General features: G+C 65.9%; 20 protein-coding genes and 7 tRNA genes. 15 read left to right on the top strand and 12 right to left on the bottom strand.

All coding sequences use genetic code 11. From position 1 onward, the window contains the following. Positions 1-567 precede the first annotated feature (567 nt). The 4 genes from ACZK33_RS14415 (at position 568) to ACZK33_RS14400 (ending at position 6,068) form a co-directional block, all read left to right on the top strand. Complete coding sequence (locus ACZK33_RS14415; protein WP_005410085.1) at positions 568-783, top strand: hypothetical protein; 216 nt, start codon at positions 568-570, stop codon at positions 781-783. 207 nt (positions 784-990) lie between these two features. Then, the gene (locus ACZK33_RS14410; RefSeq protein ID WP_423175152.1) at positions 991-3,378 is read left to right on the top strand and encodes a Tex family protein; all 2,388 of its coding nucleotides are present in this window, start codon (positions 991-993) and stop codon (positions 3,376-3,378) included. 207 nt (positions 3,379-3,585) lie between these two features. Then, entirely contained in the window at positions 3,586-5,775 is a 2,190-nt protein-coding gene (locus ACZK33_RS14405; RefSeq protein WP_423175153.1) for a PAS domain-containing protein, read from the top strand. A gap of 62 nt (positions 5,776-5,837) precedes the next feature. Next, positions 5,838-6,068 (top strand): hypothetical protein, encoded by a 231-nt coding sequence (locus ACZK33_RS14400; protein WP_049400551.1) that lies wholly within the window; start codon positions 5,838-5,840, stop codon positions 6,066-6,068. A gap of 39 nt (positions 6,069-6,107) precedes the next feature. On the opposite strand, the gene ACZK33_RS14395 is transcribed toward ACZK33_RS14400, so the two are convergent. Further along, positions 6,108-7,196, bottom strand: coding sequence for a DUF5694 domain-containing protein (locus ACZK33_RS14395; protein ID WP_032129389.1), 1,089 nt, complete (start codon positions 7,194-7,196; stop codon positions 6,108-6,110). 95 nt (positions 7,197-7,291) lie between these two features. On the opposite strand from ACZK33_RS14395, the gene ACZK33_RS14390 reads away from it, so the two are divergent. Together ACZK33_RS14390 and ACZK33_RS14385 are read left to right on the top strand one after the other, a co-directional pair. Beyond that, positions 7,292-7,894 carry a GNAT family N-acetyltransferase gene (locus ACZK33_RS14390; protein WP_239669684.1) on the top strand — a complete coding sequence of 201 codons (603 nt, stop codon included), beginning with the start codon at positions 7,292-7,294 and terminating at the stop codon, positions 7,892-7,894. A gap of 255 nt (positions 7,895-8,149) precedes the next feature. After that, positions 8,150-9,976, top strand: a complete 1,827-nt coding sequence (locus ACZK33_RS14385; protein WP_423175154.1) for a methyl-accepting chemotaxis protein — start codon at positions 8,150-8,152, stop codon at positions 9,974-9,976. Here ACZK33_RS14385 and ACZK33_RS14380 read toward each other — a convergent pair. The 3 genes from ACZK33_RS14380 to ACZK33_RS14370 form a co-directional block, all read right to left on the bottom strand. After that, on the bottom strand, positions 9,973-11,409 hold the full coding sequence (locus tag ACZK33_RS14380) for a GGDEF domain-containing protein (RefSeq protein WP_423175155.1): 1,437 nt from the start codon (positions 11,407-11,409) through the stop codon (positions 9,973-9,975). The two genes, ACZK33_RS14385 and ACZK33_RS14380, sit on opposite strands and share 4 nt — an antisense overlap. 115 nt (positions 11,410-11,524) lie before the next feature. Continuing rightward, positions 11,525-12,067: a GNAT family N-acetyltransferase gene (locus tag ACZK33_RS14375; RefSeq protein ID WP_423175156.1), complete on the bottom strand. Its 543-nt coding sequence runs from the start codon at positions 12,065-12,067 to the stop codon at positions 11,525-11,527. A gap of 70 nt (positions 12,068-12,137) precedes the next feature. Further along, positions 12,138-12,223, bottom strand: a tRNA-Leu gene (locus tag ACZK33_RS14370). A 132-nt stretch (positions 12,224-12,355) separates the two neighbouring features. Between ACZK33_RS14370 and ACZK33_RS14365 the strand changes: the two genes are divergently transcribed. Further along, positions 12,356-12,736, top strand: coding sequence for a response regulator (locus ACZK33_RS14365; protein WP_032129385.1), 381 nt, complete (start codon positions 12,356-12,358; stop codon positions 12,734-12,736). A gap of 69 nt (positions 12,737-12,805) precedes the next feature. Continuing rightward, on the top strand, positions 12,806-13,003 hold the full coding sequence (locus ACZK33_RS14360; RefSeq protein WP_423175157.1) for a hypothetical protein: 198 nt from the start codon (positions 12,806-12,808) through the stop codon (positions 13,001-13,003). Positions 13,004-13,048: 45 nt separating this feature from the next. Here the strand turns inward: ACZK33_RS14360 and ACZK33_RS14355 are convergent, their stop codons facing one another. Next, positions 13,049-14,005, bottom strand: coding sequence for an SOS response-associated peptidase family protein (locus ACZK33_RS14355; RefSeq protein WP_423175158.1), 957 nt, complete (start codon positions 14,003-14,005; stop codon positions 13,049-13,051). 77 nt (positions 14,006-14,082) lie between these two features. Here ACZK33_RS14355 and ACZK33_RS14350 point away from each other — a divergent pair, with 77 nt between their 5' ends. Further along, on the top strand, positions 14,083-14,499 hold the full coding sequence (locus ACZK33_RS14350) for a GNAT family N-acetyltransferase (RefSeq protein ID WP_010484960.1): 417 nt from the start codon (positions 14,083-14,085) through the stop codon (positions 14,497-14,499). Between the two features lie 165 nt (positions 14,500-14,664). Here the strand turns inward: ACZK33_RS14350 and ACZK33_RS14345 are convergent. From ACZK33_RS14345 to ACZK33_RS14315, 7 genes are all read right to left on the bottom strand, one after another. Continuing rightward, positions 14,665-14,740 (bottom strand) — tRNA-Glu (locus tag ACZK33_RS14345). A 47-nt stretch (positions 14,741-14,787) separates the two neighbouring features. Continuing rightward, positions 14,788-14,863 (bottom strand) — tRNA-Ala (locus tag ACZK33_RS14340). Positions 14,864-14,909: 46 nt separating this feature from the next. Then, positions 14,910-14,985 (bottom strand) — tRNA-Glu (locus ACZK33_RS14335). A gap of 49 nt (positions 14,986-15,034) precedes the next feature. Then, positions 15,035-15,110: transfer RNA gene (locus ACZK33_RS14330), tRNA-Ala, on the bottom strand. 184 nt (positions 15,111-15,294) lie between these two features. After that, positions 15,295-15,370: transfer RNA gene (locus ACZK33_RS14325), tRNA-Glu, on the bottom strand. Between the two features lie 54 nt (positions 15,371-15,424). After that, positions 15,425-15,500 (bottom strand) — tRNA-Ala (locus ACZK33_RS14320). Between the two features lie 89 nt (positions 15,501-15,589). Next, complete coding sequence (locus tag ACZK33_RS14315; protein ID WP_423175159.1) at positions 15,590-16,003, bottom strand: heavy metal-responsive transcriptional regulator; 414 nt, start codon at positions 16,001-16,003, stop codon at positions 15,590-15,592. A 187-nt stretch (positions 16,004-16,190) separates the two neighbouring features. Between ACZK33_RS14315 and ACZK33_RS14310 the strand changes: the two genes are divergently transcribed. The 6 genes from ACZK33_RS14310 (at position 16,191) to ACZK33_RS14285 (ending at position 24,703) form a co-directional block, all read left to right on the top strand. Beyond that, positions 16,191-17,258, top strand: a complete 1,068-nt coding sequence (locus ACZK33_RS14310; protein ID WP_032129381.1) for a GlxA family transcriptional regulator — start codon at positions 16,191-16,193, stop codon at positions 17,256-17,258. Between the two features lie 80 nt (positions 17,259-17,338). Then, positions 17,339-18,142 (top strand): TlpA disulfide reductase family protein, encoded by an 804-nt coding sequence (locus tag ACZK33_RS14305; protein WP_423175160.1) that lies wholly within the window; start codon positions 17,339-17,341, stop codon positions 18,140-18,142. Between the two features lie 30 nt (positions 18,143-18,172). After that, complete coding sequence (dsbG, locus tag ACZK33_RS14300) at positions 18,173-19,015, top strand: thiol:disulfide interchange protein DsbG (RefSeq protein ID WP_049422839.1); 843 nt, start codon at positions 18,173-18,175, stop codon at positions 19,013-19,015. Positions 19,016-19,531: 516 nt separating this feature from the next. After that, positions 19,532-20,965, top strand: coding sequence for a DcaP family trimeric outer membrane transporter (locus ACZK33_RS14295; protein ID WP_423175161.1), 1,434 nt, complete (start codon positions 19,532-19,534; stop codon positions 20,963-20,965). A gap of 76 nt (positions 20,966-21,041) precedes the next feature. Next, positions 21,042-22,394 carry an arginine/agmatine antiporter gene (adiC, locus tag ACZK33_RS14290; RefSeq protein ID WP_006461445.1) on the top strand — a complete coding sequence of 451 codons (1,353 nt, stop codon included), beginning with the start codon at positions 21,042-21,044 and terminating at the stop codon, positions 22,392-22,394. A 20-nt stretch (positions 22,395-22,414) separates the two neighbouring features. Continuing rightward, positions 22,415-24,703, top strand: a complete 2,289-nt coding sequence (locus tag ACZK33_RS14285) for an Orn/Lys/Arg family decarboxylase (RefSeq protein ID WP_329810521.1) — start codon at positions 22,415-22,417, stop codon at positions 24,701-24,703. Positions 24,704-24,725 lie beyond the last annotated feature (22 nt).

Below are 24,725 nucleotides of genomic sequence, written 5' to 3'. Positions count from 1 at the left end.
CACGGAGAAGAAAAAGAACAGCAGAAGCGGGTCGCGCGCTGCGCTTGCTCGCGAGCCGAGCCTGCGGTCGGCTTCGCGGACTGGTCTGAAAGCAGCCGAGCGTGGGCTCGGCTCTACAAAAAGCGGCCAGCCAGGCTGCTTTTGCTTTTGATCTTCTTTTTTCTTCTCCGTGGGTAGTAGACGCAGCAGAAATCTGTCAACGGCCGGGTGGGTGGGGCTGGCGGGGTATCCGCGGCATGGATGCCGCGGCTAAGCCCCCAGGGACGGGTTCACGGCGTCCCCGCCAGCCCCACCCACCCGGGCAGCCCACAGGAAACCGGCTTTCCGCGATCATCCCAAACCACCCACGAGGGGCTGCGCCGTTGGCTGGAAACCCCCGATTCGTTAGCCGGAAGTTAAAGATCCGTAAGCATTCTGCTGCGATCCCGCAGTCATCTGCATGCAACCGATCGTCATTAGCCTTCGTGACGTTCCAGTCAGGTTCGACGCGGTAAGCTCTCCCTCGATGAGCTCGCAGCATCGCTCATCGAGTGCAGTACGCAGTAGCAATTTGGAGGAATACATCACATGGCAATCGTTCTTTATGTCGGTGGTAGCAAGGATGGCGAGAAGGGCGTGGTGCCCTACGGCTTCAGCAAATCCCGCGCCGACACCGCGCTGGGGCCGGAGTTCTACACGGAGCGGTTCATGGAACTGCAGGGTGTCGGCAAGGTCCGCCTGATGGCCCTGGAAGGCATGCGTGACGAGATCGTCATGCAGCGCGCCGCCCGCCACTACCGCTGACCTCCGCAACACGCGGCAGGGCGCGCCCACCATCGCGCGCCCGCGCCGGCATCCCAGCCCAGGGCCAGTCCGAGCCCTCTTTTCGCCAGGATGCCGGCGTCCACTCCGGCCTCACCGCTGAACCTCGCCCCCTGTCAATGCCTTGTCCGGCTCCGTCGTGGATTGCCAGAATGGGGTCTTCCCGTAACGCGGCACAGACCTGAAGCAATGCACGACGCCAAGAACGCCCAGAGCGCGCTCGCCCAGCAGATCGCCCAGACCATCGCCGACGAGATCGGTGCCCAGTCCGCCCAGGTACGTGCCGCCGTCGGCCTGCTCGACGAGGGCGCCAGCGTTCCGTTCATCGCGCGCTACCGCAAGGAAGTGACCGGGGGCCTGGACGACACCCAGCTGCGCAACCTGGAAGTGCGCCTGACCTACCTGCGCGAACTGGAAGACCGCCGCGCGGCGGTGCTGGCCAGCATCGGCGAGCAGGGCAAGCTCAGCGACGAACTGCGCAACGACATCCTGGCAGCCGATACCAAGAGCCGGCTGGAAGACCTGTACCTGCCGTACAAGCCCAAGCGCCGTACCCGCGCCCAGATCGCCCGCGAGGCCGGTCTGGAGCCGCTGGCCGATGGCCTGCTGGCCGACCCGACGCAGGACCCGCAGGTCTTTGCCGCCGGTTTCGTCGACACCGACAAGGGCGTGGCCGACACCAAGGCCGCGCTGGAAGGTGCACGCGCGATCCTGATGGAGCGCTGGGGCGAAGATGCCGCGCTGGTCGGTGAGCTGCGGACCTGGCTGGGCGAGACCGGCGTGATCCGCGCGCGCGTGGCCGAGGGCAAGGAAACCGAAGGCGCCAAGTACCGTGACTATTTCGAACACGCCGAGGCACTGGCGAAGATTCCCTCGCACCGCTTGCTGGCGCTGTTCCGTGCGCGCCGCGAGGAGATCCTGTTCCTGGAGCTGGACCCGGGCAACGAGGCCGAGGCCGGCCACCAGTACGCCGAAGGACGCGTGGCGCGCAAGGCCGGCATCGCCGATCAGGGCCGCGCCGCCGACCGCTGGCTGCTGGATGCCTGCCGCCTGACCTGGCGTGCCAAGCTGCACACCCATCTGCTGCTGGACCTGTTCAACCAGGCTCGCGAAAAGGCCGAGGCCGAAGCCATCGCGGTGTTCGGCGACAACCTGAAGGACCTGCTGCTGGCCGCGCCGGCGGGCCCGAAGACTGTACTCGGGCTGGACCCGGGCATCCGCACCGGCTGCAAGATTGCCGTGGTCGATGCCACCGGCAAGCTGGTCGCCACCGACACCATCTACCCGCACGAGCCGCGCCGCCAGTGGGAGCAGTCGCTGCAGACGATCAAGCAGCTGTGCGCCAAGCACAACGTGGAACTGATCGCGATCGGCAACGGCACCGCCAGCCGCGAAACCGACAAGCTGGCCGGCGAAGCGATCAAGGCGGCCGCGAACCCGAAGCTGCAGAAGGTAGTGGTCAGCGAGGCGGGTGCGTCGGTGTACTCGGCGTCCGAGTTCGCGGCCAAGGAATTCCCGGGGCTGGACGTGTCGCTGCGTGGCGCGGTGTCCATCGCGCGCCGCCTGCAGGATCCGCTGGCCGAACTGGTCAAGATCGAACCCAAGGCGATCGGTGTCGGCCAGTACCAGCACGACGTGGACCAGTACCGCCTGGCGCGGGCACTGGATGCGCGGGTCGAGGACTGCGTGAATGCCGTGGGCGTGTACGTGAACACTGCCTCGGCCGCGCTGCTGTCGCGCGTGTCCGGCCTGTCGTCCACGGTGGCCGAGAACATCGTGCGCCATCGTGACGACAATGGCCCGTTCAAGCGCCGCAAGGACCTGCTGAAGGTCGCGCGCCTGGGCGAGAAGACCTTCGAGCAGTGCGCCGGCTTCCTGCGTATCGCCGATGGTGACCAGCCGCTGGACGCCTCGGCGGTGCACCCGGAAGCCTACCCGGTGGTCGAGCGCATCGTGGCCAGCACCGCGCGCCCGATCAAGGCGCTGATCGGTGATGGCAGCTTCCTGCGCGGCCTGAAGGCAGAACAGTTCACCGACGACACCTTCGGCGTGCCGACCGTGCGCGACATCCTGAAGGAACTGGAAAAGCCGGGCCGTGACCCGCGTCCGGAGTTCAAGGCCGCGCGCTTCGCCGAGGGCGTCGAGGACATCAAGGACCTGCGCGAGGGCATGGTGCTGGAAGGTGTGGTCAGCAACGTGGCCGCCTTCGGCGCCTTCGTCGATATCGGCGTGCACCAGGATGGCCTGATCCACATCTCGGCGCTCTCCGATACCTTCGTGAAGGACCCGCGCGACGTCGTCAAGGCCGGCGATATCGTCAAGGTCAAAGTGCTGGAGGTGGACGTGGCGCGCAAGCGCATCGCCCTGACCCGGCGCCTGGACGACACCCACGGGCAGGCCACCAGCCGCCCGGGCCAGCGTGATGAGCGCGGCCAGGGGCAGGGGCCGCGCCGCGACGCAGGCGGCCAGAACCGCGGGCCAAACCGGGGCCAGGGCAATGGCGGCCGTCCCGCTCAGTCCGCGCCCCCGGCCAACAACGCCCTGGCCGAGGCCTTCGCCCGCGCCAAGCGCAGCTGAGGATCGTGCCTCCCGTCACGCTTGATTCGTGGCGGGGGACTTGTCGGTTTTCCCCGTGATTGCGCACACTTGCGCCTGAGGGGGGCGTTTGGCCTCCCCGCTGTCGCTGGGGAGGGCCATGACGCCAGCACGACCCGCCGTCTTCGTTGCAGGCCGCAGCGCTCCGCTGCGGCCGGCGCCTGCCCGTGCCGGCAGGGGACCGGATTGATGCCGGGCCAGGGCACCCACGGCAATGGACTGCTGGAGCGCCGCCTGCAGGAGTTGGCGGAAGAGCGTCGCCGCTTGGCGATGATCATCGACGGTACCGCTGCGGGAACCTGGGAGTGGAACGTGCAGACCGGCGAGATGCGGGTCAATGCGCGCTGGGCCGAGATTGTCGGTTACCGCCTGGAAGAGCTGGAACCGATCTGCCAGAAGACGTTCCTGAAGCTGGTGCATCCCGATGACATCGCGCTGTCCGATGCGGCGCTGGATGAGCATTTCGAAGGACGCAGCGACAACTACGCCTGCCTGCTGCGCATGCGCCACAAGAACGGCCAGTGGATCTGGATCCAGGACCGCGGGCGGGTCTTCGAGTGGGACAGGCAGGGCAAGCCGTTGTGGATGGCCGGCGCGCATGCCGATGTCACCGAGCTGCAGCAGGCGAGGCAGGACGCGGCCGAGACCCGGCAACGCCTGCAGGCCGTGGTCGATGCGTCCGACGAGGTAGCGGTGATCGCCACCGATACCGATGGCACCATCACCTTGTTCAACACGGGGGCGGAGCGTCTGCTGGGCTACAGCGCGGCGGAGGTGGTCGGCCAACGGCGGCTCGATGCCTTCCACGATCCGGATGAGCTGAAGGCATGGATGCGACCGCTGGCCGATGTCCATGGCAATCTTCCTGACGTGTTCGAAGCGCTCAGTGCACGCGCCGACGGACAGACCTATTCGCGGCAGTGGATGTTGCTGCGCAAGGACGGCCAGCCACGGCAGGTGCGCCTGTCGATCAGCCGCATGGATGGCGCCGAAGGCGCGCGCATCGGCTATGTCGGCATGGCCATCGACATCACCGAGATCCTGCAGGCGCGCGCCGAAGCACGCCTGTCGGCAGAGAAATTCGCCGGTGCGTTCACGTCGGCGGCGCTGGGCATGGCGCTGGTGTCGCTGGAAGGACGCTGGCTGGACGTCAATGACGCACTGTGCCGGATCCTGGGCTACCCCCGCGAAGAACTGCTGCAGGTTGATTTCCAGCGCCTGACCCACCCCGATGACCTGCAGACCGACCTGGCCCTGGTGCAGGATCTGCTGGCCGGGCGGCGCAGCCACTACCACCTGGAAAAGCGCTATCTCGATCGAGACGGCAAGGTGATCTGGGCGCGGCTGTCGGTGTCGCTGGTGCGCACCGAGCACGGTGAACCGCTGCATTTCGTGTCGCAGATCCAGGACATCAGCGCCCAGCGCAGCAGCGAGCAGCGCCTGTTCGAGAGCGAGCAGCGCAGCCGTATCACGCTTGATGCGGTGGCTGACCTGGTGCTCAGCGTCAGCCTTGATGGCCGCATCGACTACGCCAACGCGGCCGCCGTGCGTACCCTGGCCGGGGATGGCGCGTTGTCGCTGGCCGGACACAAGGTGCAGGACGTGCTGGCGTTGACCACCGAGTACGCGCCCGGTTCGGTATTGGATGTGTCAGTGCTGCTGGACCCGGAGAGCAATGCGGTGGACCTGCACGCCGACCTGCTGCTGCGGCTGGGCACGGCAACGGTACCGGTGGACCTGACCCGCGCCTGGCTGCGCGATGATGAAGGCCATGTGCGCGGTGCAGTCTGGGTGCTGCGCGACGACACCCAGCAGCGCGCGCGCCAGCGCGAAGCCCGGCACCTGGCCGAGATCGATCCGTTGACCGAGCTGAGCAACCGCCGCGGCTTCGAGGTGCACCTGCAGCAGGCGATCACCCGCGTCGAGCGCACCGGCCAGGCAGCCTCGCTGATGTACATCGATCTGGACCGCTTCAAGCCGGTCAACGATACCTGGGGCCATCTGGCCGGCGATGCCGTGCTATGGGCGGTGGCCAGCGTGCTGCGCCATGGCGTGCGCGATTCGGACGTGGTGGCGCGGCTGGGGGGGGACGAATTCGCGGTGATCCTGTCCGGTTGTACGCCACGTCGTGCGGCCCGTATCGGTGGTGAACTGCTGCACACGCTGGCCTCCCTGTCGATTCCGTGGGACCAGGACCGGCTGCATGTGGGTGCCAGCATCGGTATCGCGCCATTGGCGGGTGGGATGAGCGTGGACCAGGCCGTGGCAGCGGCTGATGCCCAGTGTTACCGGGCCAAGGCAATGGGTCGCAACAACGTACAGGTGCAGGGCGAGGCCAGTGAGCTGCCCGGCGATGATTCCGAAGCCGCCGAAGGCTGATCTCAGCCTGTGAGAGGGCGTGCGCGAATACTGCGCGCACATCCACTCATGCAGGTGATCCCATGAAGGTCTGGAACCCGGTTGCGATGCGGGCCTACGCCCCGGCGATGGTTGGCTGGTGCCTCGCGCTGGCCGCCTGCCTGCGTGCGGAACAGCTGCGCGGCGACCTTCACGCGCAGGCCCTGCTGCCGGTACTGCAGGGCGGCGCGGTCGCCCTGCTGGTGTTCACGCTGTCCTGTATCGGTGCCGCCAGCATCGTGCTGTGGCGGACGGGCAGGAACGCGGTGGAGTGATGCGGTGGATGGTCACCGCATCCTCCACGTCATGTTGCGTCAGCGCAGTACTTCATCCGAACTGACCAGCTGCACGTCGTGCATCAGATCGAGGTAAGCCTCGTAGTAGCCCTTGTGCGAGGCACCGACGATCGTCAGCATGCGGGTGCCTGGATGCTGGCCCAGGATGTCGCGCATGTTGGCGACCATGCGCAGGTTGCGGGTTTCCCAGTAGCCCACGTAGTTGCGGCCGAAGCCTTCCGGCGAGGGCTCGACGAGGGTCGCGCCGAAATCGCTGTTGAAGGCCACCATCGCGGCCTCGGGCGTGTTGTAGGCGCGATACATTGCGAGCAATCCATCCGGTTGAGCAAGATTGGCCTCCAGTCGTTCATCGGCCGCCCTGCGCGCTTTGACGAAGGAATTGTCCCAGGCACCGCGTATGGCGGCAGCGTAGGCCTTCTGCTGCGATTCCGGTGTTGGCGAATCTGCAGTGTGGTCGTCGACCGACCACAGGCGCTCCAGCCCCAGGCGTGCCGCAAGTACGCCGGCCACCAGTCCGGCCTCGTTGCGGCGGGCCATGCGCGTGTCGAGGAACTGCACCAGTTCCGGTGTCAGGCTGTCCGAAGCACGTCGCTCTTCCCTGGGCAGCCGCAGCCATTGGACGACTGCCGAGCTGCTTTCGCCCGCGGCCAGGAACACGGCGGCCAATCGGCGCCGCTGGGCAGCGGTTGGCGCCTTCGGCCAATCCGCAAGCAGGCGTTCCATCTCCACGTTGGCGCTGGGCACGTCCAGGCCGGTGGCGGCCTGCGCCGGTGCCGGATCGACGCAGTAGTCCGCTACGCTCTCCGCGTATCGGGCCGGATTGCGGCGCATGAAGTCACACTGCAGGCCGGACAGGTTCTCCACCGCGATCGCGGTGGGCCGCCAGGCTTCCAGGCGCTGCAGCAGAGGTTCCAGCATCGCCGGCGTGAAGGTCTCCGGCAGGCTGGACAGGTGCGGGCTGCCCAGCACCAGCACTTCGTTCGGGCGTCCTGCGGGTGGTCCCTTCAGCTGGTCGGGGTGGAAGGCGGGTCGATAGGCGGCGTCGTTGGCCAGCGCGCTGCTGCTGCACAGGGCCAGGAAGAGAAGGCTGGCAAAGCGAGGGAACATGCGATCTCCATGTCGATAAGCATCCTGCGGGACCTTCATGCTGGTCATTTTCTCCTGCTGGGGAATCCCGCATTGGTCATGTAAACCTTTCTGCCTTGAGCTGCATCCTTCTGCTGAGCGATGCTGCACGCAATGCCCAGGCGATGCAGAAGATGACATTGGACGACTGGACCATCGACAGTCCGCGGCTGCACCTCCGGCCATTCACGCCCGGTGACGCCGACGAGGCATTTGTGGCAATCACACCCGGGCTGACCCGCTATATGGCGTTTGAGCCGCCACCCTCGAAGGAGGCGTTTGCTGCCGTCTGGCGGACGTGGCTGCTTACCATCGCCGACGGGACCGACATCACGTTGGTGATCCGCAGGCGCGGGGATGGGGTATTCCTTGGCCTGGCAGGCCTGCATCGAGCCCGTGAAGCAGAACCCGAACTGGGCATCTGGATCGCAGAAGTGATGCATGGGCACGGCTATGGCCGCGAGGCAGTGGCGGCGGTGTGGTCGGCGGCCTCCGGGCGCCTTCGCTGTGCTGCGTTCCGCTACCCGGTGGCGGAACGGAACCGGTCCAGCCGTGCATTGGCTGAGTCCCTTGGTGGGCAGGCTGTGGCACGTGAGCAGGGCGTGAAGTACACGGCAATCGTCTACCGCATTCCGGCTGCAATGCACAGAGTTGCGACGGACGTCGCGGAATCCCGCTAAAGCGGCCGACGGCGTCGCCGATACTCCCTCTGGATCCCGCTCCAGTCACCCGCCGCAGGACCCCAGGCTGCCCCCGACGGGCGGTCCGCGCAGTGTGTTCCGCCGCTTCCAGATGCCGATCGCACCCGCAGCAGACGTTCTTGGCAGTCGCTCGAGAGGTGCCCGTTGGCACCTGTAGTCCCTGGCAACTGATGTTGCCGCCGGGCATCCCGCCCGTCGGGTCACAACCGCTTACCGGACACCGAGGATCAGACAATGCTCATTCCAGGCTTCACGGCAGGCGCGCAGGCGCCGGCCGAGCTGCATACCCGTTGGTCGCCGTGGCGTGCGCTGCTTGGCGTGCTGGCGCCGCAGCAACGCACCAGCACAGAGGCGGCGATGACCGACCGCGCCGAGCTGGAAGCGCAGGTGGCCGCGCTGCATCGCGTGCAGGCCGTCATCGAGTTCGCGCTCGACGGCACCATCCTGCGGGCCAATGACAATTTCCTGCAGGCGATGGGTTACCGGCTGGAGGAGATCCAGGGCAAGCATCACTCCCTGTTCGTCGACCCCGAGCAGGCGCGCAGCGCGGAATACCGCGACTTCTGGGTGCGCCTGGGGCGTGGCGAATATGACGCCGGACAGTACCGCCGCTTCGGCAAAGGTCTGCGCGAGATCTGGATCCAGGCTTCGTACAACCCGGTGCTGGACCGCCAGGGGCGGCCGTACAAGGTGGTCAAGTTCGCGACCGACATCACCGCGCAGAAGCTGCAGGCGGCCGACTCGGCGGGGCAACTGGCCGCGATCGCCAAATCGCAGGCGGTGATCGAGTTCAGCATGGATGGCCGCATCCTGTCGGCCAATGACAATTTCCTGGCCGCTACCGGCTACAGCCTGGACGAAGTGCGCGGGCAGCACCATTCGTTGTTTGTCGAGCCTGAGCATCGCAGCAGCGTCGAGTATCGCCAGTTCTGGGAGAAGCTCGGGCGCGGCGAATATGACGCCGGCCAGTATCGGCGCCTGGGCAAGGGCGGGCGCGAGGTCTGGATCCAGGCATCCTACAACCCGATCCTGGACCTCAATGGCAAGCCGTTCAAGGTCGTCAAGTACGCCACCGACATCACCGCGCAGGTGCACGAGAACCAGGCCATGCAGCGCGCCGTGGCGCAGACCCGCGAGGTGGTGGCTGCCGCCAAGCAGGGCGATCTGACCCAGCGCGTGGCCACCGCCGACAAGAACGGGTCGATCGCCGAACTGTGCGAAGGCGTGAATTCGCTGGTCGAGGCGATGGCCGCGATCATCGGCCAGATCAAGTTCGCCGCGGACACCATCGCAGTCGGCGCGACCGAAATCGCACAGGGCAACAGCGACCTCTCGCAGCGTACCGAGCAGCAGGCGGCCTCGCTGGAGGAAACCGCTGTGTCGATGAAAGGCCTGGCCGAGACCGTGCAGCGCACGGCCACCAACGCGCGCCAGGCCAGCCAGCTGGCCGGCGGAGCGGCCGACGTCGCCGCACGAGGCGGCACTGTGGTGCATGAGGTGGTCGAGACGATGGCGGTGATCAATGCCTCGTCGCGGCGCATCGTCGACATCATCGGAGTGATCGACGGCATCGCCTTCCAGACCAACATTCTCGCGCTGAACGCAGCGGTGGAGGCTGCGCGTGCCGGTGAACATGGCCGCGGCTTTGCCGTGGTTGCCACTGAGATCCGCGAGCTGTCGCAGCGTTCGGCCAGCGCAGCCAAGGAGATCAAGCACCTGATCGATGAGTCGGTTGCCAATGTGGGCGCCGGCACGGCGCAGGTTGAGAGCGCGGGCCGTACCATGGATGAAATCGTGACCAACGTGCGCCGGGTCAGTGACCTGATGACTGAAATCAGCACGGCCTCGCAGCAGCAGAGCGACGATATCCAGCAGATGAATCATGCGGTCGACCTGATCGATCAGGGCACCCAGCAGAACGCGGCCCTGGTCGAGGAGGCGTCGGCGGCGGCGCGCAGCATGGAAGAGCAGTCGGCGCAGCTGCTGCAGACCGTGGCCAGTTTCCGCGTGCAGGGCGGGGCCGGGCACCGGCACCGAACAGCGGGGCTGCACGCGGTCTAGGCGCGGCGACCGGACGGGTTTTCCTTGCTATCGGTGTCGCCGCGTACGCAGTTGCGACCGGCATGTTTGGCGCGATACAGGGCCTGGTCGGCGCGTTCGACCAGGTCGCGCGGATCGCGGTCTTCGCCGGGTGCCTGCCAGGCCACGCCGATGCTGATGGTGACGGTGGCCTCGGGGGCGGGCAGGGCTGCGGCTTCGACCGAAGCGCGCAGCCGTTCGCCCAGGCCAAGTGCGTGGGCGGCATCGGGCGAGGGCAGGGCGGCGATGAACTCTTCGCCGCCATAGCGCGCCAGCAGATCGTCACCTCGCTGCAGGCAGCCATCAAGAATGGCGGCGACCGACTGCAGGCGACGATCGCCCTCCGGATGGCCATAGGTGTCATTGAGCCGTTTGAAGTGGTCGATGTCGATCATCAGTACCGCCAGCCCGAGTCCCTGGCGGCGTGCGCGGCCACGGGCATTGCCAAGAGATTCGTCGAAGCTGCGGCGGTTGCCCAGCCCAGTCAGCGGATCGCGCCGCGCCAGCGTTTCCAGCTCATCGCGCTGGCGCTGGATCTCCACCTGGCTCAGCACGCTGCGCAGGGCATAACCGAGCATGGCACCAATGAAGCCCACCGTGGCCAGGGTGGGCTGCAGGCGCGCGACCAGCAGCGCCACCATCATCAGCAGCAAGGGCAGCATCAACGGCACGCCGGCGTCGACGATGCGGCGCAGGCTGCGCGATACATCCACCGCCGGATAGCGGCGCTTGCTGGCGGCCATGACGGCCAGCACCACGAACAGTCCGCTGATCAGCAGGTCCCCCCAGTTGCCGTCAGGCAGCTGCGGCTGGCAGGTGTTGATGTAGAACGCCAGCAGGAAGTAGCCCAGCGCGTAGATCGCAAGTGTCCGGAAAAAATCGCGGCGGTCGGGATTGTCCTCGGCCAGGAAGCGGATCAGCGCGAAGCAGAACACCAGGCTGTTCTGTAGGTTGCTCATGGCGTTCAGGCACTGCGTCCACAATGCGGCGTTGAAATGCGCCATCGCCCGCGTGTGCCCGAAGTGCAGCAGCCACAGCAGTGCGATGATCAGCAGGTCCACCGCGCGGATGCAGCGGTTGCCGCCGCCCGGGCTGGCGGCTACGTAGGTCAGGGGGATGCGGTAGAACACGTACAGGATCAGCGAAGACACGGTCATCTGCGCAGGATCGAGGCCGGCCACATTGCGGTACAGCAGGGCGAGCAGGGCCAGCGAGAACAGGCCCACGGCAGCGCCCAGCGTCCGCCATTTGCAGGCCGCCTGGCGGCTGTCACGTGCACGCCGCACGCAGGCCAGTGCAGCCAGCAACGGGGCGGTGATCAGCATCAGGTAGGAGCCGACCGGGTCCTGCGGGCCAACAAAGGCAATGACGAGCGCGTGCGTGACCAGAAAAAACAGTGCCGCACGCAACGTCATGCATTCCCCCGCCCCCAGCTCCGGCTGGGATCACGATAGGCAGAAGCACGTGTGGCTTGCAAGAAAAGTGTGCGCTGCGTCTATTTCGAAGCTTGCCGGAAGTCGCAGTTGTGTTTCAGCATGGTGACGCGGAGCCTTCGACGCGGGCGTACATCCAGAAGTCACGGGGCTGTCCTCGAACCCGCCGGTAAGCGCGCAGCAGGCCTTCGCGCTGCATGCCGAGGCGTTCCAGCACGGCGATCGAGCGGGCGTTGCTGTCCAGGACAGTCGCCTGGATTCGGACCAGAGCGAGTGCGGCATGGCCCCATTCGAGCACCGCGCGCGCTGCGTGCGTGGCCAGTCCCTGACCCTGCCAGCGCGGATCGAGATCATAGGCAAGTTCGCCGCGGCCATGCGACAGGTCGATTCCGTTCAGGCCAACGGTGCCGATCAGCTGGCTGTCGGCGCCCACCAGCGCCCAGCGCTGGTCCGTTGCCGTGGGCAGGTAACCGGCGATCTGGCAGCGCAGTGCTCTTTCGGAAACGTCGCCCCAGCTGGTGTGCTCGGTCACGCCCGGCAGCGAGAGATAGCGGGCCCAGGCGGCAGCATCATCCACGTGCAGTGGACGCAGCCGTGCGGACAGGGTGGCAGGGAGCGTGGGCAGGGCGGGCGTTGGCATCGTCGCCAGTGTCGGCGCCCGGGCCCTGAAAATGCAAAAGGCCAGGTCGGTGACCTGGCCTTTGATGCAGTGGTGCCGGTGAAAGGACTCGAACCTTCATGGGGTCACCCCCGGCTGATTTTGAGTCAGCTGCGTATACCATTCCGCCACACCGGCAGGCAGCGTGCGAGTGTAACCGAGGTCGGCACGGCTTTCATAGTGGGGAGGCCGATCGGGGCGCCTCCTGTCGGCTTCGGCCCTGTCATGGCTATACTGCGGCGGCTTGAATGCCTCCAGGAGCGGTAGCCGATGACAGTGTTGCAGGACCTGAGGGTGCTGGTGGTCGAGAACGACGAGATGAGTGCCGCACTGCTGCAGATGCAGCTGGTGCATGCCGGTGCGACGGTGGTGGGGCTGGCCGCGAGCGTGGCTGAAGCGCTGCGCCTGCTGCAGGCGTCGACCCCGGACGTGGCCCTGCTCGATTACCGCCTGGCCCGCAATGAGACCAGCGAGCCGGTGGCTGCGGCACTGTCGGCGCGCGGAGTGCCGTTCGTGCTGGCCACCGGGATGCAGGCCGAGCAGCTGCCCGAGCCGATGCTGGCCGGCGTGCTGCTGGTGAAGCCCTATCTCTCGGCAGATCTGAGCCAGGCGCTGGTACGCGCAGTGGGCCGCGCCAGCGCCAGCGCCTGATTGGCGCGTGCTGAAGCGGTGGGCGTATCCTGCCCGGGCCTGAATGCTCAGGCCTACAAGGAGAGTGGCATGAAGAGGTGGATCAAGCGCATGGTAGCTGCGGGTGTCCTTTCGATGGCGGTCTTCGGTGGTACGGCCTCTGCTGCGTGGTGTGGCCAGCCCTGTTTCCAGCTCTACAAGAGCTGCATCGCGCGGGGTGGAGAGGTCGAACAATGCCTGCAGGAACAGGCCTTCTGCGAAGAGGCGATGTGCGGCGGCAATCCCTGATCCATGAACCCCGCCCAGGCGGGGTTTTTCATCTGTGCGCGGTGTTCAGCCCGCTTCTTCGTATACGTAGCGGATCTCCTCGCGGTCGTCGAGGATGCGGTACTGCCGCGCCAGGTCATCCGGATCGGGATTGAGCCAGGCATCGAGGTGTTCCTTGCGGATGGGAACGACGCCGCGGTCATGGCCCGCAGCGGCGACGTCGTGCGGAGGCGTGTCGGTGATCGTGGCAAATGACAGGAGGCGACCTTCCGGTCCTTCCCATTCCGCCCACAGGCAGGCCAGCAGCAGGTCGCGCGGGGGATCGGGCCGGAACTCCAGCACCACGTCCTGATCCTTCTCATCGGCACCCAGCGTACGGTCGGCGATGGCATGGCGTGGCACGTGCTCATAGAACGCCTGCACCACCACCACGCCGTGGCGCAGCCCGAACGCACCGCGCCAATAGCCTTCCAGGCTGTCGCGCCGCGCGTTGTAGGTGCCCGGATATAGCACGTCGTTGCGCGCAGGCTTGTCCGGCAGCCGGCACTGGTAGCGCATCGGCTTGATCACGCGTTTGCCGCTCTCGCTGACCATCACCGGTGCGTAGGTACCGGGGAAAATGCGGTTGTCGCGCGGCAGCAGCTGCACCCGGTGCAGGTCTTCCAGCCGAGCCTGCGCACGATCGATGCGGTTGCCGGCCACGCGCAGGTCGTTGCGTGCCTTCTGGGTGGGGCGGGTCGCCAGCGTGGCATTGGCAATATCGCGTCGCTCGCGCTGGCGGGCCAGCTCCGCTTCCAGATCCTGGCGTTCCTGCGCATGCCACTGCTGGATTTTCGCGACGATGTCGCGGCCCTGCTCGGTGCGCGCGCCGGCGAAGCCGTCATCCATCGCCTTGGGAGTTCTGGGGCGCTTCTTGCCAGGATCGTGCGCGTACAGCTCCGCGAATTCTTCCAGCGACAGGATGGCGCCGAACTCGCGCACCAGCTTGGCGTAGTCGGCGCGGATGAGGGCGGAATAGCACATGGGAACTCTGCGGGCGTGGGTCGCAGCAGATGCGACATGGATGAGGCAGGATAGCCCGACCTACAGGGAGATAGCGCATGAATGATTCCGTCGCCTGCCAGTTCCGCGACGCCGTGCCCACGGTCGAAGACTATTGCCAGCTGCGTGTGCTGGCGGGCCTCAGTGCCAAGAGCCAGGAGGCGGCGGCACGCGCGCTGCCCAATACCCTGTATGGCGTGTGTGCCTACCAGGGTAACGAGCTAGTGGCGATGGGGCGCATCGTCGGCGATGGGGGCTGCCACCTGCAGGTCTGCGATATCGCTGTGTTGCCGCGCCTGCAGGGTCAGGGCCTGGGCAAGGAAGTGATGCGTCGCCTGGAGGGCTGGATGCAGGCGAACCTGCCGCCGTCGGCATACGTCAGCCTTCTGGCGGATGGTGAAGCGCACCGGTTGTACGCGCAGTTTGGTTTCGCACCCACCGCACCTGCATCGATCGGGATGTATCGCCGGTTCTGAGGTGTGGCCGAGTTGAAGCCATCCACGCATGGTGTGGATCTACTGGGCCAACCGGCCGCCGGATCCATCCCGGCCCTGCAGTAGATCCGCGCCATGCGTGGATAGGGCCTTCCCAGGAATCACAGGCAAAGAAAAACCCCGGCCGAAGCCGGGGTTTTAAAGAATTGGCGTCCCCACGGGGATTCGAACCCCGGTCGCCACCGTGAAAGGGTGATGTCCTAGGCCTCTAGACGATGGGGACGCACGAAAACTTCAAGTTGTAGATCCTTCGACGGCCTAATGTCGAAGTGGTGGAGCCAAGCGGGATCGAACCGCTGACCTCCTGCATGCCATGCAGGCGCTCTCCCAGCTGAGCTATGGCCCCAATAAAACTCCGGATGATCTGCCGGGAGCAGAGTCCGTTTTGAAACTGGCGTCCCCACGGGGATTCGAACCCCGGTCGCCACCGTGAAAGGGTGATGTCCTAGGCCTCTAGACGATGGGGACGCACGAAAAACTTCAAGTTGTAGAACTTTCGACGGCCTAATGTCGAAAGTGGTGGAGCCAAGCGGGATCGAACCGCTGACCTCCTGCATGCCATGCAGGCGCTCTCCCAGCTGAGCTATGGCCCCGTTTTACCGAGCCGCCTATCATACCTGCGTGTTCACGTTTGTGGAAGCTTTTTTTGAGCTTTTTTCGTTCCGGTTCAACCGCGACCACGAGGGCAGGGGAATCGCAACGCCACAACCTGAATGCCGGTAGGCGGTGAACAAAAAAGACCCGGTTATCGGCCGGGTCCTCGTTGTTCGTGATGAGTGGCGTCCCCACGGGGATTCGAACCCCGGTCGCCACCGTGAAAGGGTGATGTCCTAGGCCTCTAGACGATGGGGACGCAATTCTCATCAATGTTCTTTAGCGACCTTTCGACGGCCTAATGCCGAAAGATTGGTGGAGCCAAGCGGGATCGAACCGCTGACCTCCTGCATGCCATGCAGGCGCTCTCCCAGCTGAGCTATGGCCCCACGTCGCTGAGGAGCGAAATAATAGCCTTGCCCCAGGGGGTTGGCAAGCATTTGTTGCACTTTTCTTCACGTGCGTTGCGAAGCCGATGTCAGTCGCCTTTCGCCGGTGCAGCGTCGTCGGTCAGTGCCGCCAGGATCGGGCACTGGTCCAGCGCGCCGTGACCTGGGCAGGCGTCGACCAGCAGCGAAAGTGCAGAGTGCATGCGTTGCAGCTCCGCCATCCGCTGTGCGATGTCCTGCAGGCGTGCCTGCGCGGTGTCGCGCACGCTGCCCATGTCCTGCGAATGGCGATCGCTCAATGCGAGCAGTTCGCCGATCTCTTCCAGGCTGAAGCCCAGCGCCTTGGCGCGGCGGATGAATCGCAGCCGGCGCAGGTCCTGCTCGCCGAAGATGCGGTAGCCACCCGCCGAGCGGGCCGCGGTCGGCAGCAGCTGCTGTCGTTCGTAGTAGCGCACCGTATCGATCGGTACGCCCGCCTGGCGGGCCAGTTGTCCAATGTTCATGGCAGGATTCCTGCAGGGGCTGCCGACCATTGTGAAGCCTGGAGTCTGGTCGAGAGTCAAGGCTTGGCCCGGGTGCGCGCATTCAGCGCACTTTGCAACTTTCTTCATAGCCCCGCCGATGGACCAGTTCCTACCCTTCGCCTGAACCGGCCGTTCGATGGCCTGCAACGAACCGAGGAGGTGGTCTGTGGAAGGATTCAGGAACGAAGGATTCGTCGAGATCGCGGTGGTTGAATACCCGGGAGGTGATCCGTCTGCCGCCTCCGTACTGGCCGAAATGGCGCACGTTGCCAATCGCCTTGCCCAGCAGCAGCGTCGGCCGTTCAAGCGGGTGCTGGTCACCCGCTGGATCGTGCCGGCCAGCCAGACCGGGGTGCATCGTATTGCGGGTGCGGAAATGCTCGATGCGGCCATCCCGGCTGTGATCGCGGTTCCCGGCCAGATCAGTGCCGGCGCGTGCCTGCGCGCGGACGAGGTCCTGCTGGACTGGCTGCGCGCGCACTATGACGGCGGCAGCCTGCTGGCCGCCGCCAGTGATGGCGTCAGCGTGCTGGCACGCGCCGGGTTGCTGGCCGGGCGTACGGTCAGTGGCCCCGATCTCGGGCGCCATCCAGGCCTGCAGGCGCAGGCCGCGAGCTGGGTGCCGAGCGAGCGGGCGCTGGTGGATGACGGTGACCTGCTGACGGTCGGCGGGGCCCAGGCCTGGCGCTTCCTTGGCCTGCGACTGTTGTACCGGCTGCACGGGCAGGGCGTGGCCAGTGCGGTCGCACAGCAACTGGGCATCACCGTGCCCGCCACGATCCAGCAGGACCTGGAGCGCTTCAGCGCCAACTTCGCACATGGCGATCGTGATGTGCTGAAGGCACAGCGCTGGCTGCACACCACAGCGGCACGCGGCGCCACCCTTGCCGCGATCTGCGAGGTCTCCGGGCTGGAGCCGCGCACACTGCAGCGGCGGTTCCTCAAGGCCACCGGCCTGCGGCCGATCGAATACTGCCAACGGCTGCGCATCGCCAAGGCGCAGACCCTGCTGCAGCAGGGGGCGGGTATCGATGAGGTGGCGTGGGGTGTCGGCTACGCTGATCAGAGTGCTTTCCGCCGGTTGTTCCTGCGCATCGTTGGCATGACGCCGGCCAACTATCGGCGTCACGTCAGCAGCAAGCGTCGTGAGCGGCCCTTGATGCCGTCGGTGGCAGGCAGCCTGCGCGGGCTGCAATCGCCGTCGGTGATGCAACTGGGGCGCAGCGCGGCCTGATGTCGGCGGCATCGTCGCGCTTGCAACCGGAGCGCGACACTTCGACCATGCAGTCAGTGGACGATTGAACAGGTGGTCTGATGTCGAGCGTTGGGCCGGTGCCGATGCCGGTGGTGTTGATTCTCGTGTGCGTAGTGATTGCCATGGCCGTGGCGCGTCTGTGGCCACGCAGGAAGGACGGCATGCCGCTGCCTTCCGCACCCAGCATGGTTCTGGACATGCTGCTGGTGGGCCTGCTGTGTGGTCGCATCAGCTTCGTGGCCTTGAACTTCGCCCTGTATCGCGAGGCGCCGTGGAGCATTCTGCAGATTGCCGATGGTGGCTACCACCTGGTGGTTGTCCTGGTTGCGGGGGCGGCATGGGGGCTGTGGCGGGTGCGCCCATGGCGGGCGTTGCGCGCCCCGGTGCTGGGCGCAGCGTTGGCGGGTGTGCTGCTATGGGCGGGCGGTAGTCAACTGCTGTCCGCATGGCAGGAGCGGCAGATGCCCTTGCCGGTACTGCAGGTTGCTGATCTGCAGGGGGGCAGGGTTGATCTGCAGCAGTTCCGGGGAAAACCGCTGGTGCTGAATCTCTGGGCGACCTGGTGCGGGCCCTGCCGGCGCGAGATGCCGGTCCTGGCTGCGGCGCAGCAGGCGCATGCGGACGTGCAGTTCGTGTTCCTCAACCAGGGTGAAACCCTTGAGGAGGTCCAGGGTTTCGTTGCGCGCGAACGGCTCCTGCTGCACAACGTATTGCTCGATGATGACGCTGCGGCATCCACGGTGCTGGGCGTGCAGGCCTATCCCTCGACCCTGTTCTTCGACGCCGAAGGGCGCCTGCGTGAACTGCACCTGGGCGAACTGACGGCAGCCGGTCTTGAACACAAACTGCGCCGGCTGCGGTAGCCTGCGCGGGCATCTCACTACGGAGTTCCCATGTTGTCGACTTCCCTGCGCACCGCCCCGGCGGTGCTGTTGCTGCCGGTCCTGCTGGCATTGGCCGCCTGCAGCCAGGCACAGACGCCACCGGGCAAGACCGCCGCGGCACCAGCAGCGAGCGCCACAGCCACGGCCAACAAGGGCGATCGCCCTGCGGTGCTGAAGGGCATCGAGAAGCATGGTTTCGAGGTCGTCGCAGAATTCGATGCCCCCGGTGGCCTGCGGGGCTTCGCTGGCGTGGTCGGCGGCCAGCAGCCGGCAGCGGCCTATGTCACCGCTGATGGCAAGCACGTACTGGTCGGCAGCCTGTTCGATGCGGAGGGCAACGATGTAGCCGCTGAGGCCGTTGAAAAGCTGGTGGCTTCGCCGATGTCGGCCAAGATGTGGACCAAGCTGGAAGCCAGCGCCTGGGTGCGTGATGGCAAGGCCGATGCGCCGCGCGTGGTCTACACCTTCAGCGATGCCAACTGCCCGTACTGCCACAAGTTCTGGGAAGCGGCACGGCCGTGGGTCGATGCCGGCAAGGTGCAGCTGCGTCACATCATGGTCGGCGTGATCCGCGAGGACAGCCCGGCCAAGGCCGCGGCGATCCTTGCCGCGCGTGACCCGAGCGCAGCGCTGCTGCAGAACGAGCACGATTTTGATCGCGGTGGCATCAAGGCGCTGCCGAACATCAGCCGCGAGATCGCTGGCAAGCTCGACGCCAATCAGGTGCTGATGATCGAGATGGGCTTCCAGGGCACACCGGGCATCCTGTTCCAGGACGCACAGGGCCAGGTGCAGCGTCGTGCGGGTCTGCCGCAGGGTGCCGATCTGCAGACGGTGCTTGGCCCGCGCTGAGTGGCGCCAGCCCCATGAACACTGCGCAGGCCCGCATGGCAGCATGCGGGCCTGTCGCATTCCATGGCGGGCATTGCGGTTGCGGGCCCGCGCAACAGTGGTTCATCGTCACGTATGAATCGTGACTGACATCAAGCATCCCGCCTTGATTCCAATCAAGGCCAAAAACGACAGGCGGATTAGCCTGTGACGCATGGAATACAGCGTCAATGCGCGATGGATGCCGCGCTCGCCACGCCCTGATCAGGGTCGGCTGGCACAGCCATTCACGACACTCTCACTCTGTGCTTGTTACCCAGACCGCTGCGGTCGCCACCTCTCTGGCAGCGCGGCCTTGATGGCGTCGACATCGGTGCGGGCAGGGCAGTGTCATCGTCCTGTTGCCTGCCATGCGCAGGCTGGCCGGTGTCGTCGACGCAGTATCCGCATTTCCAGCAACGGCAGCACGAGGCCGGAGTGGCGCATGCGTGCGTCCCTTCTGCGTGCTGCGAACAGGGGTCGTCCAGGGAGGATGCAATGCGCGTGGCGGTACTGAGCCTGGCCTGTGTGACAGCACTGGCGATCACGCCGGCGTATGCACAGGTGGATGACAAGGAGGACGCGCAGGCGCTGCGTCGTGAGATTGCGGCCATGCGGCAGGCACTGGAGGGCATGCAGCAGCGCTTGGACCGCCTTGAGCAGCGCGACGCAACCGTTGCGCCTGCTACAGCACAGGCACCCGCCGCCGTGGTCGCGCCTGCCAGCACTGCCAACCTGCTGCACCCCACCCAGGTACCGGGCGTGGCACAGCCGGTGCTGCCGCAGCGCGAATCGGTGGCCGATCCGTCCACCGCCGCGTCGCGACCGGACAGTGCGGCCGGCCCGACCGATCCGGATCTGAAGGGCTTCTTCGCCATTCCGGGTACTGACACGGTGATCCGTATCGGCGGCTACGCCAAGCTGGATGTCATCGCCGATTCGCGTGCAGCGGGGGATGAGGATCAGTTCATTCCCTCGTCGATGCCGGTGGGCGGCAGCCACCGCGATGTCTCCAACTTCAACATCCACGCCAAGCAGACCCGCTTCAGCTTCGAGGCGCGGCGTCCGACCACGCACGGCAACCTGCGCTTCTATCTGGAGAACGACTTCTTCGGCAGTAGTGACGGCTACGAATTCCGGCTGCGCCATGCCTATGGCCAGCTCGGCAATACCTACGCCGGCTATGGCTATTCCAGTTTCATGGATCCGGACAGCCTGCCCGACACATTGGATTTCGCAGGTCCCGGCGGTGCCGGCTACCTGCTGGTGGCAGGCATCCACCACAGCTTTGCGATGGGCAAGGGCAACACCCTGACCGTCGCCGCCGAAGATCCGAAGACCGAACTTGCCGGCGCCAGCGATGAGCGAGCGGCAGTGAACCGCCTGCCCGACGTGACGGTGACCGCGCGCATGGAGCGCGACTGGGGCCACCTGCAGCTGGGCGCGGTGGCACGCAGCCTGGCCTATGACGGCGATGGCGAGCACGACCGGCGAATGGCCGGCGGCCTGCAGCTGAGTGGCTCGGCCTCGGTGGGCGAGCGCGACCTGCTGCTGTTCGGTGCGCTGGGAGGACGCGGCCTCAGCCGCTATACCGCCGACCTGACCGGCTCCGGGCTGGACGCGGTGGTCGGTGCCGATGGCCGCCTCGACGCGTTGGACCTGCACGGCGGCTTCGTCGGCTATACCCACTACTGGTCCGAGTTGTGGCGATCGAACCTGATCTTCGGCCAGCTGACCCTGGAGCGGAACGCCGCACTGGCGGCCGATGCCTTCCGGCAGAGCCGGTACGGCGTATTCAACCTGATCTGGAGCCCCGCGCCGTCCTGGACGATGGGCATGGAGCTGTTGTACGGCCGCCTGGAACAGCAGGGCGGCGCACGCGGCGACACGGTCCGGGTGCAGGGCAGCCTGCAATACAACTTCATCAAATAGGCGCCAGCGGTCGTACGCCAGCGCAACCGTCCCCACGCCCGGTGCTGCCGGGCTCATGCCAGTACCGGAGATCGTCATGGCAGAAGCAAAGAAAATCGGGGTGGTCGGAGCCACCTTCCTCGTCGCCGGCAACATGATGGGCTCAGGCGTGTTCCTGCTGCCATCGAGCCTGGCCAAGATTGGTACCGCCTCGATCTGGGGCTGGTTGATCACCACCGCCGGTGCGCTGCTGCTGGCCTTCGTATTCGCCAAGCTGGGCAAGCTGGCACCGAAGGCCGGCGGTCCCTATGCCTATGCGCGTGACTGGTTCGGGCCCTACATGGGCTTCCAGACCAATACCATCTACTGGTTCGCCAACTGGATCGGCAACGTCGCCATCCCGATCGCGGCGGTGGGCTACTTCAGTTACTTCTTCCCGATCCTGTCCGAGCCGCTGGTGCGCTGCATCGCGGTGCTTGTGCTGGTGTGGGCGCTGAGCTTCGCCAACATGATCGGCCCGGCCTTCGTCAGCCGCGTGCAGACGGTTACCACCAGCTTCGCGCTGGTGCCGATCCTGGGTATCGCCATCTTCGGCTGGTTCTTCTTCGATGCCGACATCTTCAAGGGCGCCTACAACGTGTCCGGTGAATCCAACTTCGGCGCGATCTCCAGTGCCGCGGCACTGACCCTGTGGGCCTTCATCGGCGTCGAATCCGCCTCGGTCACTGCCGGCGTGGTGGAGAATCCGGAAAAGAACGTGGCCCGCGCCACCCTGGCGGGCGTGTTCCTGGCTGCCATCGCCTACATCGCCAGTTCGTCGGTGATCATGGGCATGGTGCCCAATGGCGAACTACAGACCTCCGATGCGCCGTTCGCGCTGGCCGCGGCCAAGGCCGTCGGTGGCTGGGGCGGTGCGCTGGTCAGCCTGTGTGCCTTCATCGGCGCTGCCGGTTCGCTGGGCGGCTGGATCCTGCTGACCGCACAGAGCGCCAAGGCAGCCTCCGATGACGGCCTGTTCCCGAGCATCTTCAGCAAGACCAACAAGGACGACGTACCGGTCAAGGGCGTGCTGATCGTGGCCGTGCTGATGACCCTGGCGGTGCTGGTCACTTCCACCTCGGAAACCGCGTCGGCACAGTTCGACGTGATCACATCGGCGGCGGTGGTGCTGACCCTGCTGCCCTACATCTACTCGTGCGTGGCCTGCTACTTCGTGGTCGAGCGCTCGCACACCCTGGTCCACACCGGTGCGTTCTGGACCCTGACCAGCCTGACCGTCGTGTACTGCCTGTGGGCGATCTACGGCTCGTCGGGAACCATCGTGCAGTACGCGTTCCTGTTCGTGCTGTTCATCACCGTGTTCTATCCCTTCTTCAGCGAGGAGCGCCGCCAGCAGCGGCAGCGCGCCCGCGAGGCCTCGGCGATCAGCGCCGGCGCCCAGCGTTCCTGAGTTAGACAAGGAGAATCAACGTGTACTTCAAGTCCCTGGACTACCCGGTCATTGTCATCGACAACGACTACGAGTCGCCGCGCATCGGTGGCATCCTGATCCGCGCCCTGGTGGAAGAGCTGCGCAGCAACGACCAGCGCGTGCTGTGCGGCCTGAACCTGGATGATGCCCGCGCCGGTGCCCGCACCTACGTGGCGGCCTCGGCGGTGCTGATCTCGATCGACGGCAGTGAAGAGGTGGATGGCGAGTTCCAGCGCCTGACCGCCTTCCTGCGCGAGCAGAGCGCGCGCCGCGCCAACCTGCCGGTGTTCCTGTACGGCGAGCGCCGCACCATCGAGAAGGTGCCGAGCAAGCTGCTCAAGTACATCCACGGTTTCATCTTCCTGTTCGAAGATACCAAGAGCTTCATCTCGCGGCAGGTGATGCGCGCGGCCGAAGACTACATGAAGAACCTGCTGCCGCCGTTCTTCAAGGCATTGATCCACCATGCGGCCGAGTCGAACTATTCCTGGCATACGCCGGGCCATGCCGGCGGCGTGGCGTTCACCAAGTCGCCGGTCGGCCGCGCATTCCATCAGTTCTACGGCGAGAACACCCTGCGCAGCGATCTGTCGATCTCGGTGCCGGAGCTGGGCTCGCTGCTCGACCACACCGGCCCGATCAAGGATGCCGAGAACGAGGCGGCGCGCAACTTCGGTGCCGACCATACCTTCTTCGTCACCAATGGAACCTCCACCGCCAACAAGATCGTCTGGCATGGCACGGTGGCCCGTGGCGATGTGGTGTTCGTCGACCGCAACTGCCACAAATCGCTGCTGCACGCGCTGATCATGACTGGTGCGGTGCCGGTGTACTTCACTCCCAGCCGCAACGCGCATGGCATCATCGGCCCGATCAGCCTGGACCAGTTCACGCCCGAGTCGCTGCAGCAGCGTATCGCCGCCAACCCGCTGGCCAGCAAGGCCTACAAGGCCGGCTCCAAGCCGCGCATCGCGGTGGTCACCAACTCCACCTACGATGGCCTGTGCTACAACGCCGAGAAGATCGCCGACGAGATCGGCAGCGCGGTGGACTTCCTGCATTTCGACGAAGCCTGGTACGCCTACGCTGCGTTCCATCCGTTCTACGAGAACCACTACGGCATGGCCAAGGGCAAGCCGCGCGAGCAGGATGCGATCATCTTCACCACGCATTCCACGCACAAGCTGCTGGCCGCGTTCTCGCAGGCCTCGATGATCCACGTGCGCAACTCGGCGCAGCGCGACCTGGATGCCGAGCGCTTCAACGAGTCGTTCATGATGCACACCTCGACCAGCCCGCATTACGGAGTGATCGCGGCCTGTGATGTGGCCTCGAAGATGATGGAAGGCGATGCCGGCCGTTCGCTGGTGCAGGAAATGCATGACGAGGCGATCGCCTTCCGCCGCGCGATGCTGCATGTCCGCGATGATCTCGGCCGCGACGACTGGTGGTTCAGCGTGTGGCAGCCGACCCAGGTCGAGCGCAGCCTGGACAAGGGCGATACGCCGGCACCGATGGTGGCCAAGCGCGAGGAGTGGTACCTGCAGCCGGATGCGCACTGGCACGGCTTCGAGAACCTGGTGGATGACTATGTTCTGATCGACCCGATCAAGGTGACCCTGCTGACCCCGGGCCTGGCGATGGACGGCAGCATGGGCAAGCTGGGCATTCCGGCGGCGGTGCTGAGCAAGTTCCTGTGGGGCCGCGGCATCACCGTGGAGAAGACCAACCTGTACTCGGTGCTGTTCCTGTTCTCGATGGGCATCACCAAGGGCAAGTGGAGCACCCTGGTCACCGAGCTGATGGCGTTCAAGGAACTCTACGACCGAAACGCACCGCTGAGCCAGGCACTGCCGACGCTGGCTGCTGACTATCCGAATGCCTACGCCGGCTGGGGCCTGCGTGACCTGTGCGACGCGCTGCACGCGTTCAACCAGGAATTCGCCGTGGCCAAGGTGATGCGCGAGATGTACGTGGATCTGCCGACGCCGGTGATGACCCCGGCCGATGCCTACAACCACCTTGTGAAGGGCGAGATCGAACGGGTCGACATCGAGCAGATCAGTGGCCGCATTGCGGCGACCATGCTGGTGCCGTACCCGCCGGGCATCCCGACCATCATGCCGGGTGAGCGTTTCGGTGACAGCGACGAGCCGATCATCCAGTCGCTGCGCATCGCCCGCGAGCAGAATGCGCGTTTCCCGGGCTTCGAGTCGGACGTGCACGGGCTCATCATCGAGAACGACGGCGATGTGACCTCGTACAAGGTGGAGGTACTGAAGGCCTGACCGGCGACGGTCGGCCCTTCGG

The organism is Stenotrophomonas sp. 86156_Sma, assembly GCF_056481625.1.
This window is presented reverse-complemented; position numbering and strand designations above follow the sequence as displayed.

Coding starts and splice junctions, on each gene's coding strand:
- ACZK33_RS14415 (WP_005410085.1), top strand. CDS start 568: ATGGCAATCGTTCTTTATGTCGGTGGTAGCAAGGATGGCGAGAAGGGC.
- ACZK33_RS14410 (WP_423175152.1), top strand. CDS start 991: ATGCACGACGCCAAGAACGCCCAGAGCGCGCTCGCCCAGCAGATCGCC.
- ACZK33_RS14405 (WP_423175153.1), top strand. CDS start 3,586: ATGCCGGGCCAGGGCACCCACGGCAATGGACTGCTGGAGCGCCGCCTG.
- ACZK33_RS14400 (WP_049400551.1), top strand. CDS start 5,838: ATGAAGGTCTGGAACCCGGTTGCGATGCGGGCCTACGCCCCGGCGATG.
- ACZK33_RS14395 (WP_032129389.1), bottom strand. CDS start 7,196: ATGTTCCCTCGCTTTGCCAGCCTTCTCTTCCTGGCCCTGTGCAGCAGC.
- ACZK33_RS14385 (WP_423175154.1), top strand. CDS start 8,150: ATGCTCATTCCAGGCTTCACGGCAGGCGCGCAGGCGCCGGCCGAGCTG.
- ACZK33_RS14380 (WP_423175155.1), bottom strand. CDS start 11,409: ATGACGTTGCGTGCGGCACTGTTTTTTCTGGTCACGCACGCGCTCGTC.
- ACZK33_RS14375 (WP_423175156.1), bottom strand. CDS start 12,067: ATGCCAACGCCCGCCCTGCCCACGCTCCCTGCCACCCTGTCCGCACGG.
- ACZK33_RS14365 (WP_032129385.1), top strand. CDS start 12,356: ATGACAGTGTTGCAGGACCTGAGGGTGCTGGTGGTCGAGAACGACGAG.
- ACZK33_RS14360 (WP_423175157.1), top strand. CDS start 12,806: ATGAAGAGGTGGATCAAGCGCATGGTAGCTGCGGGTGTCCTTTCGATG.
- ACZK33_RS14355 (WP_423175158.1), bottom strand. CDS start 14,005: ATGTGCTATTCCGCCCTCATCCGCGCCGACTACGCCAAGCTGGTGCGC.
- ACZK33_RS14350 (WP_010484960.1), top strand. CDS start 14,083: ATGAATGATTCCGTCGCCTGCCAGTTCCGCGACGCCGTGCCCACGGTC.
- ACZK33_RS14315 (WP_423175159.1), bottom strand. CDS start 16,003: ATGAACATTGGACAACTGGCCCGCCAGGCGGGCGTACCGATCGATACG.
- ACZK33_RS14305 (WP_423175160.1), top strand. CDS start 17,339: ATGTCGAGCGTTGGGCCGGTGCCGATGCCGGTGGTGTTGATTCTCGTG.
- dsbG (WP_049422839.1), top strand. CDS start 18,173: ATGTTGTCGACTTCCCTGCGCACCGCCCCGGCGGTGCTGTTGCTGCCG.
- ACZK33_RS14295 (WP_423175161.1), top strand. CDS start 19,532: ATGCGCGTGGCGGTACTGAGCCTGGCCTGTGTGACAGCACTGGCGATC.
- adiC (WP_006461445.1), top strand. CDS start 21,042: ATGGCAGAAGCAAAGAAAATCGGGGTGGTCGGAGCCACCTTCCTCGTC.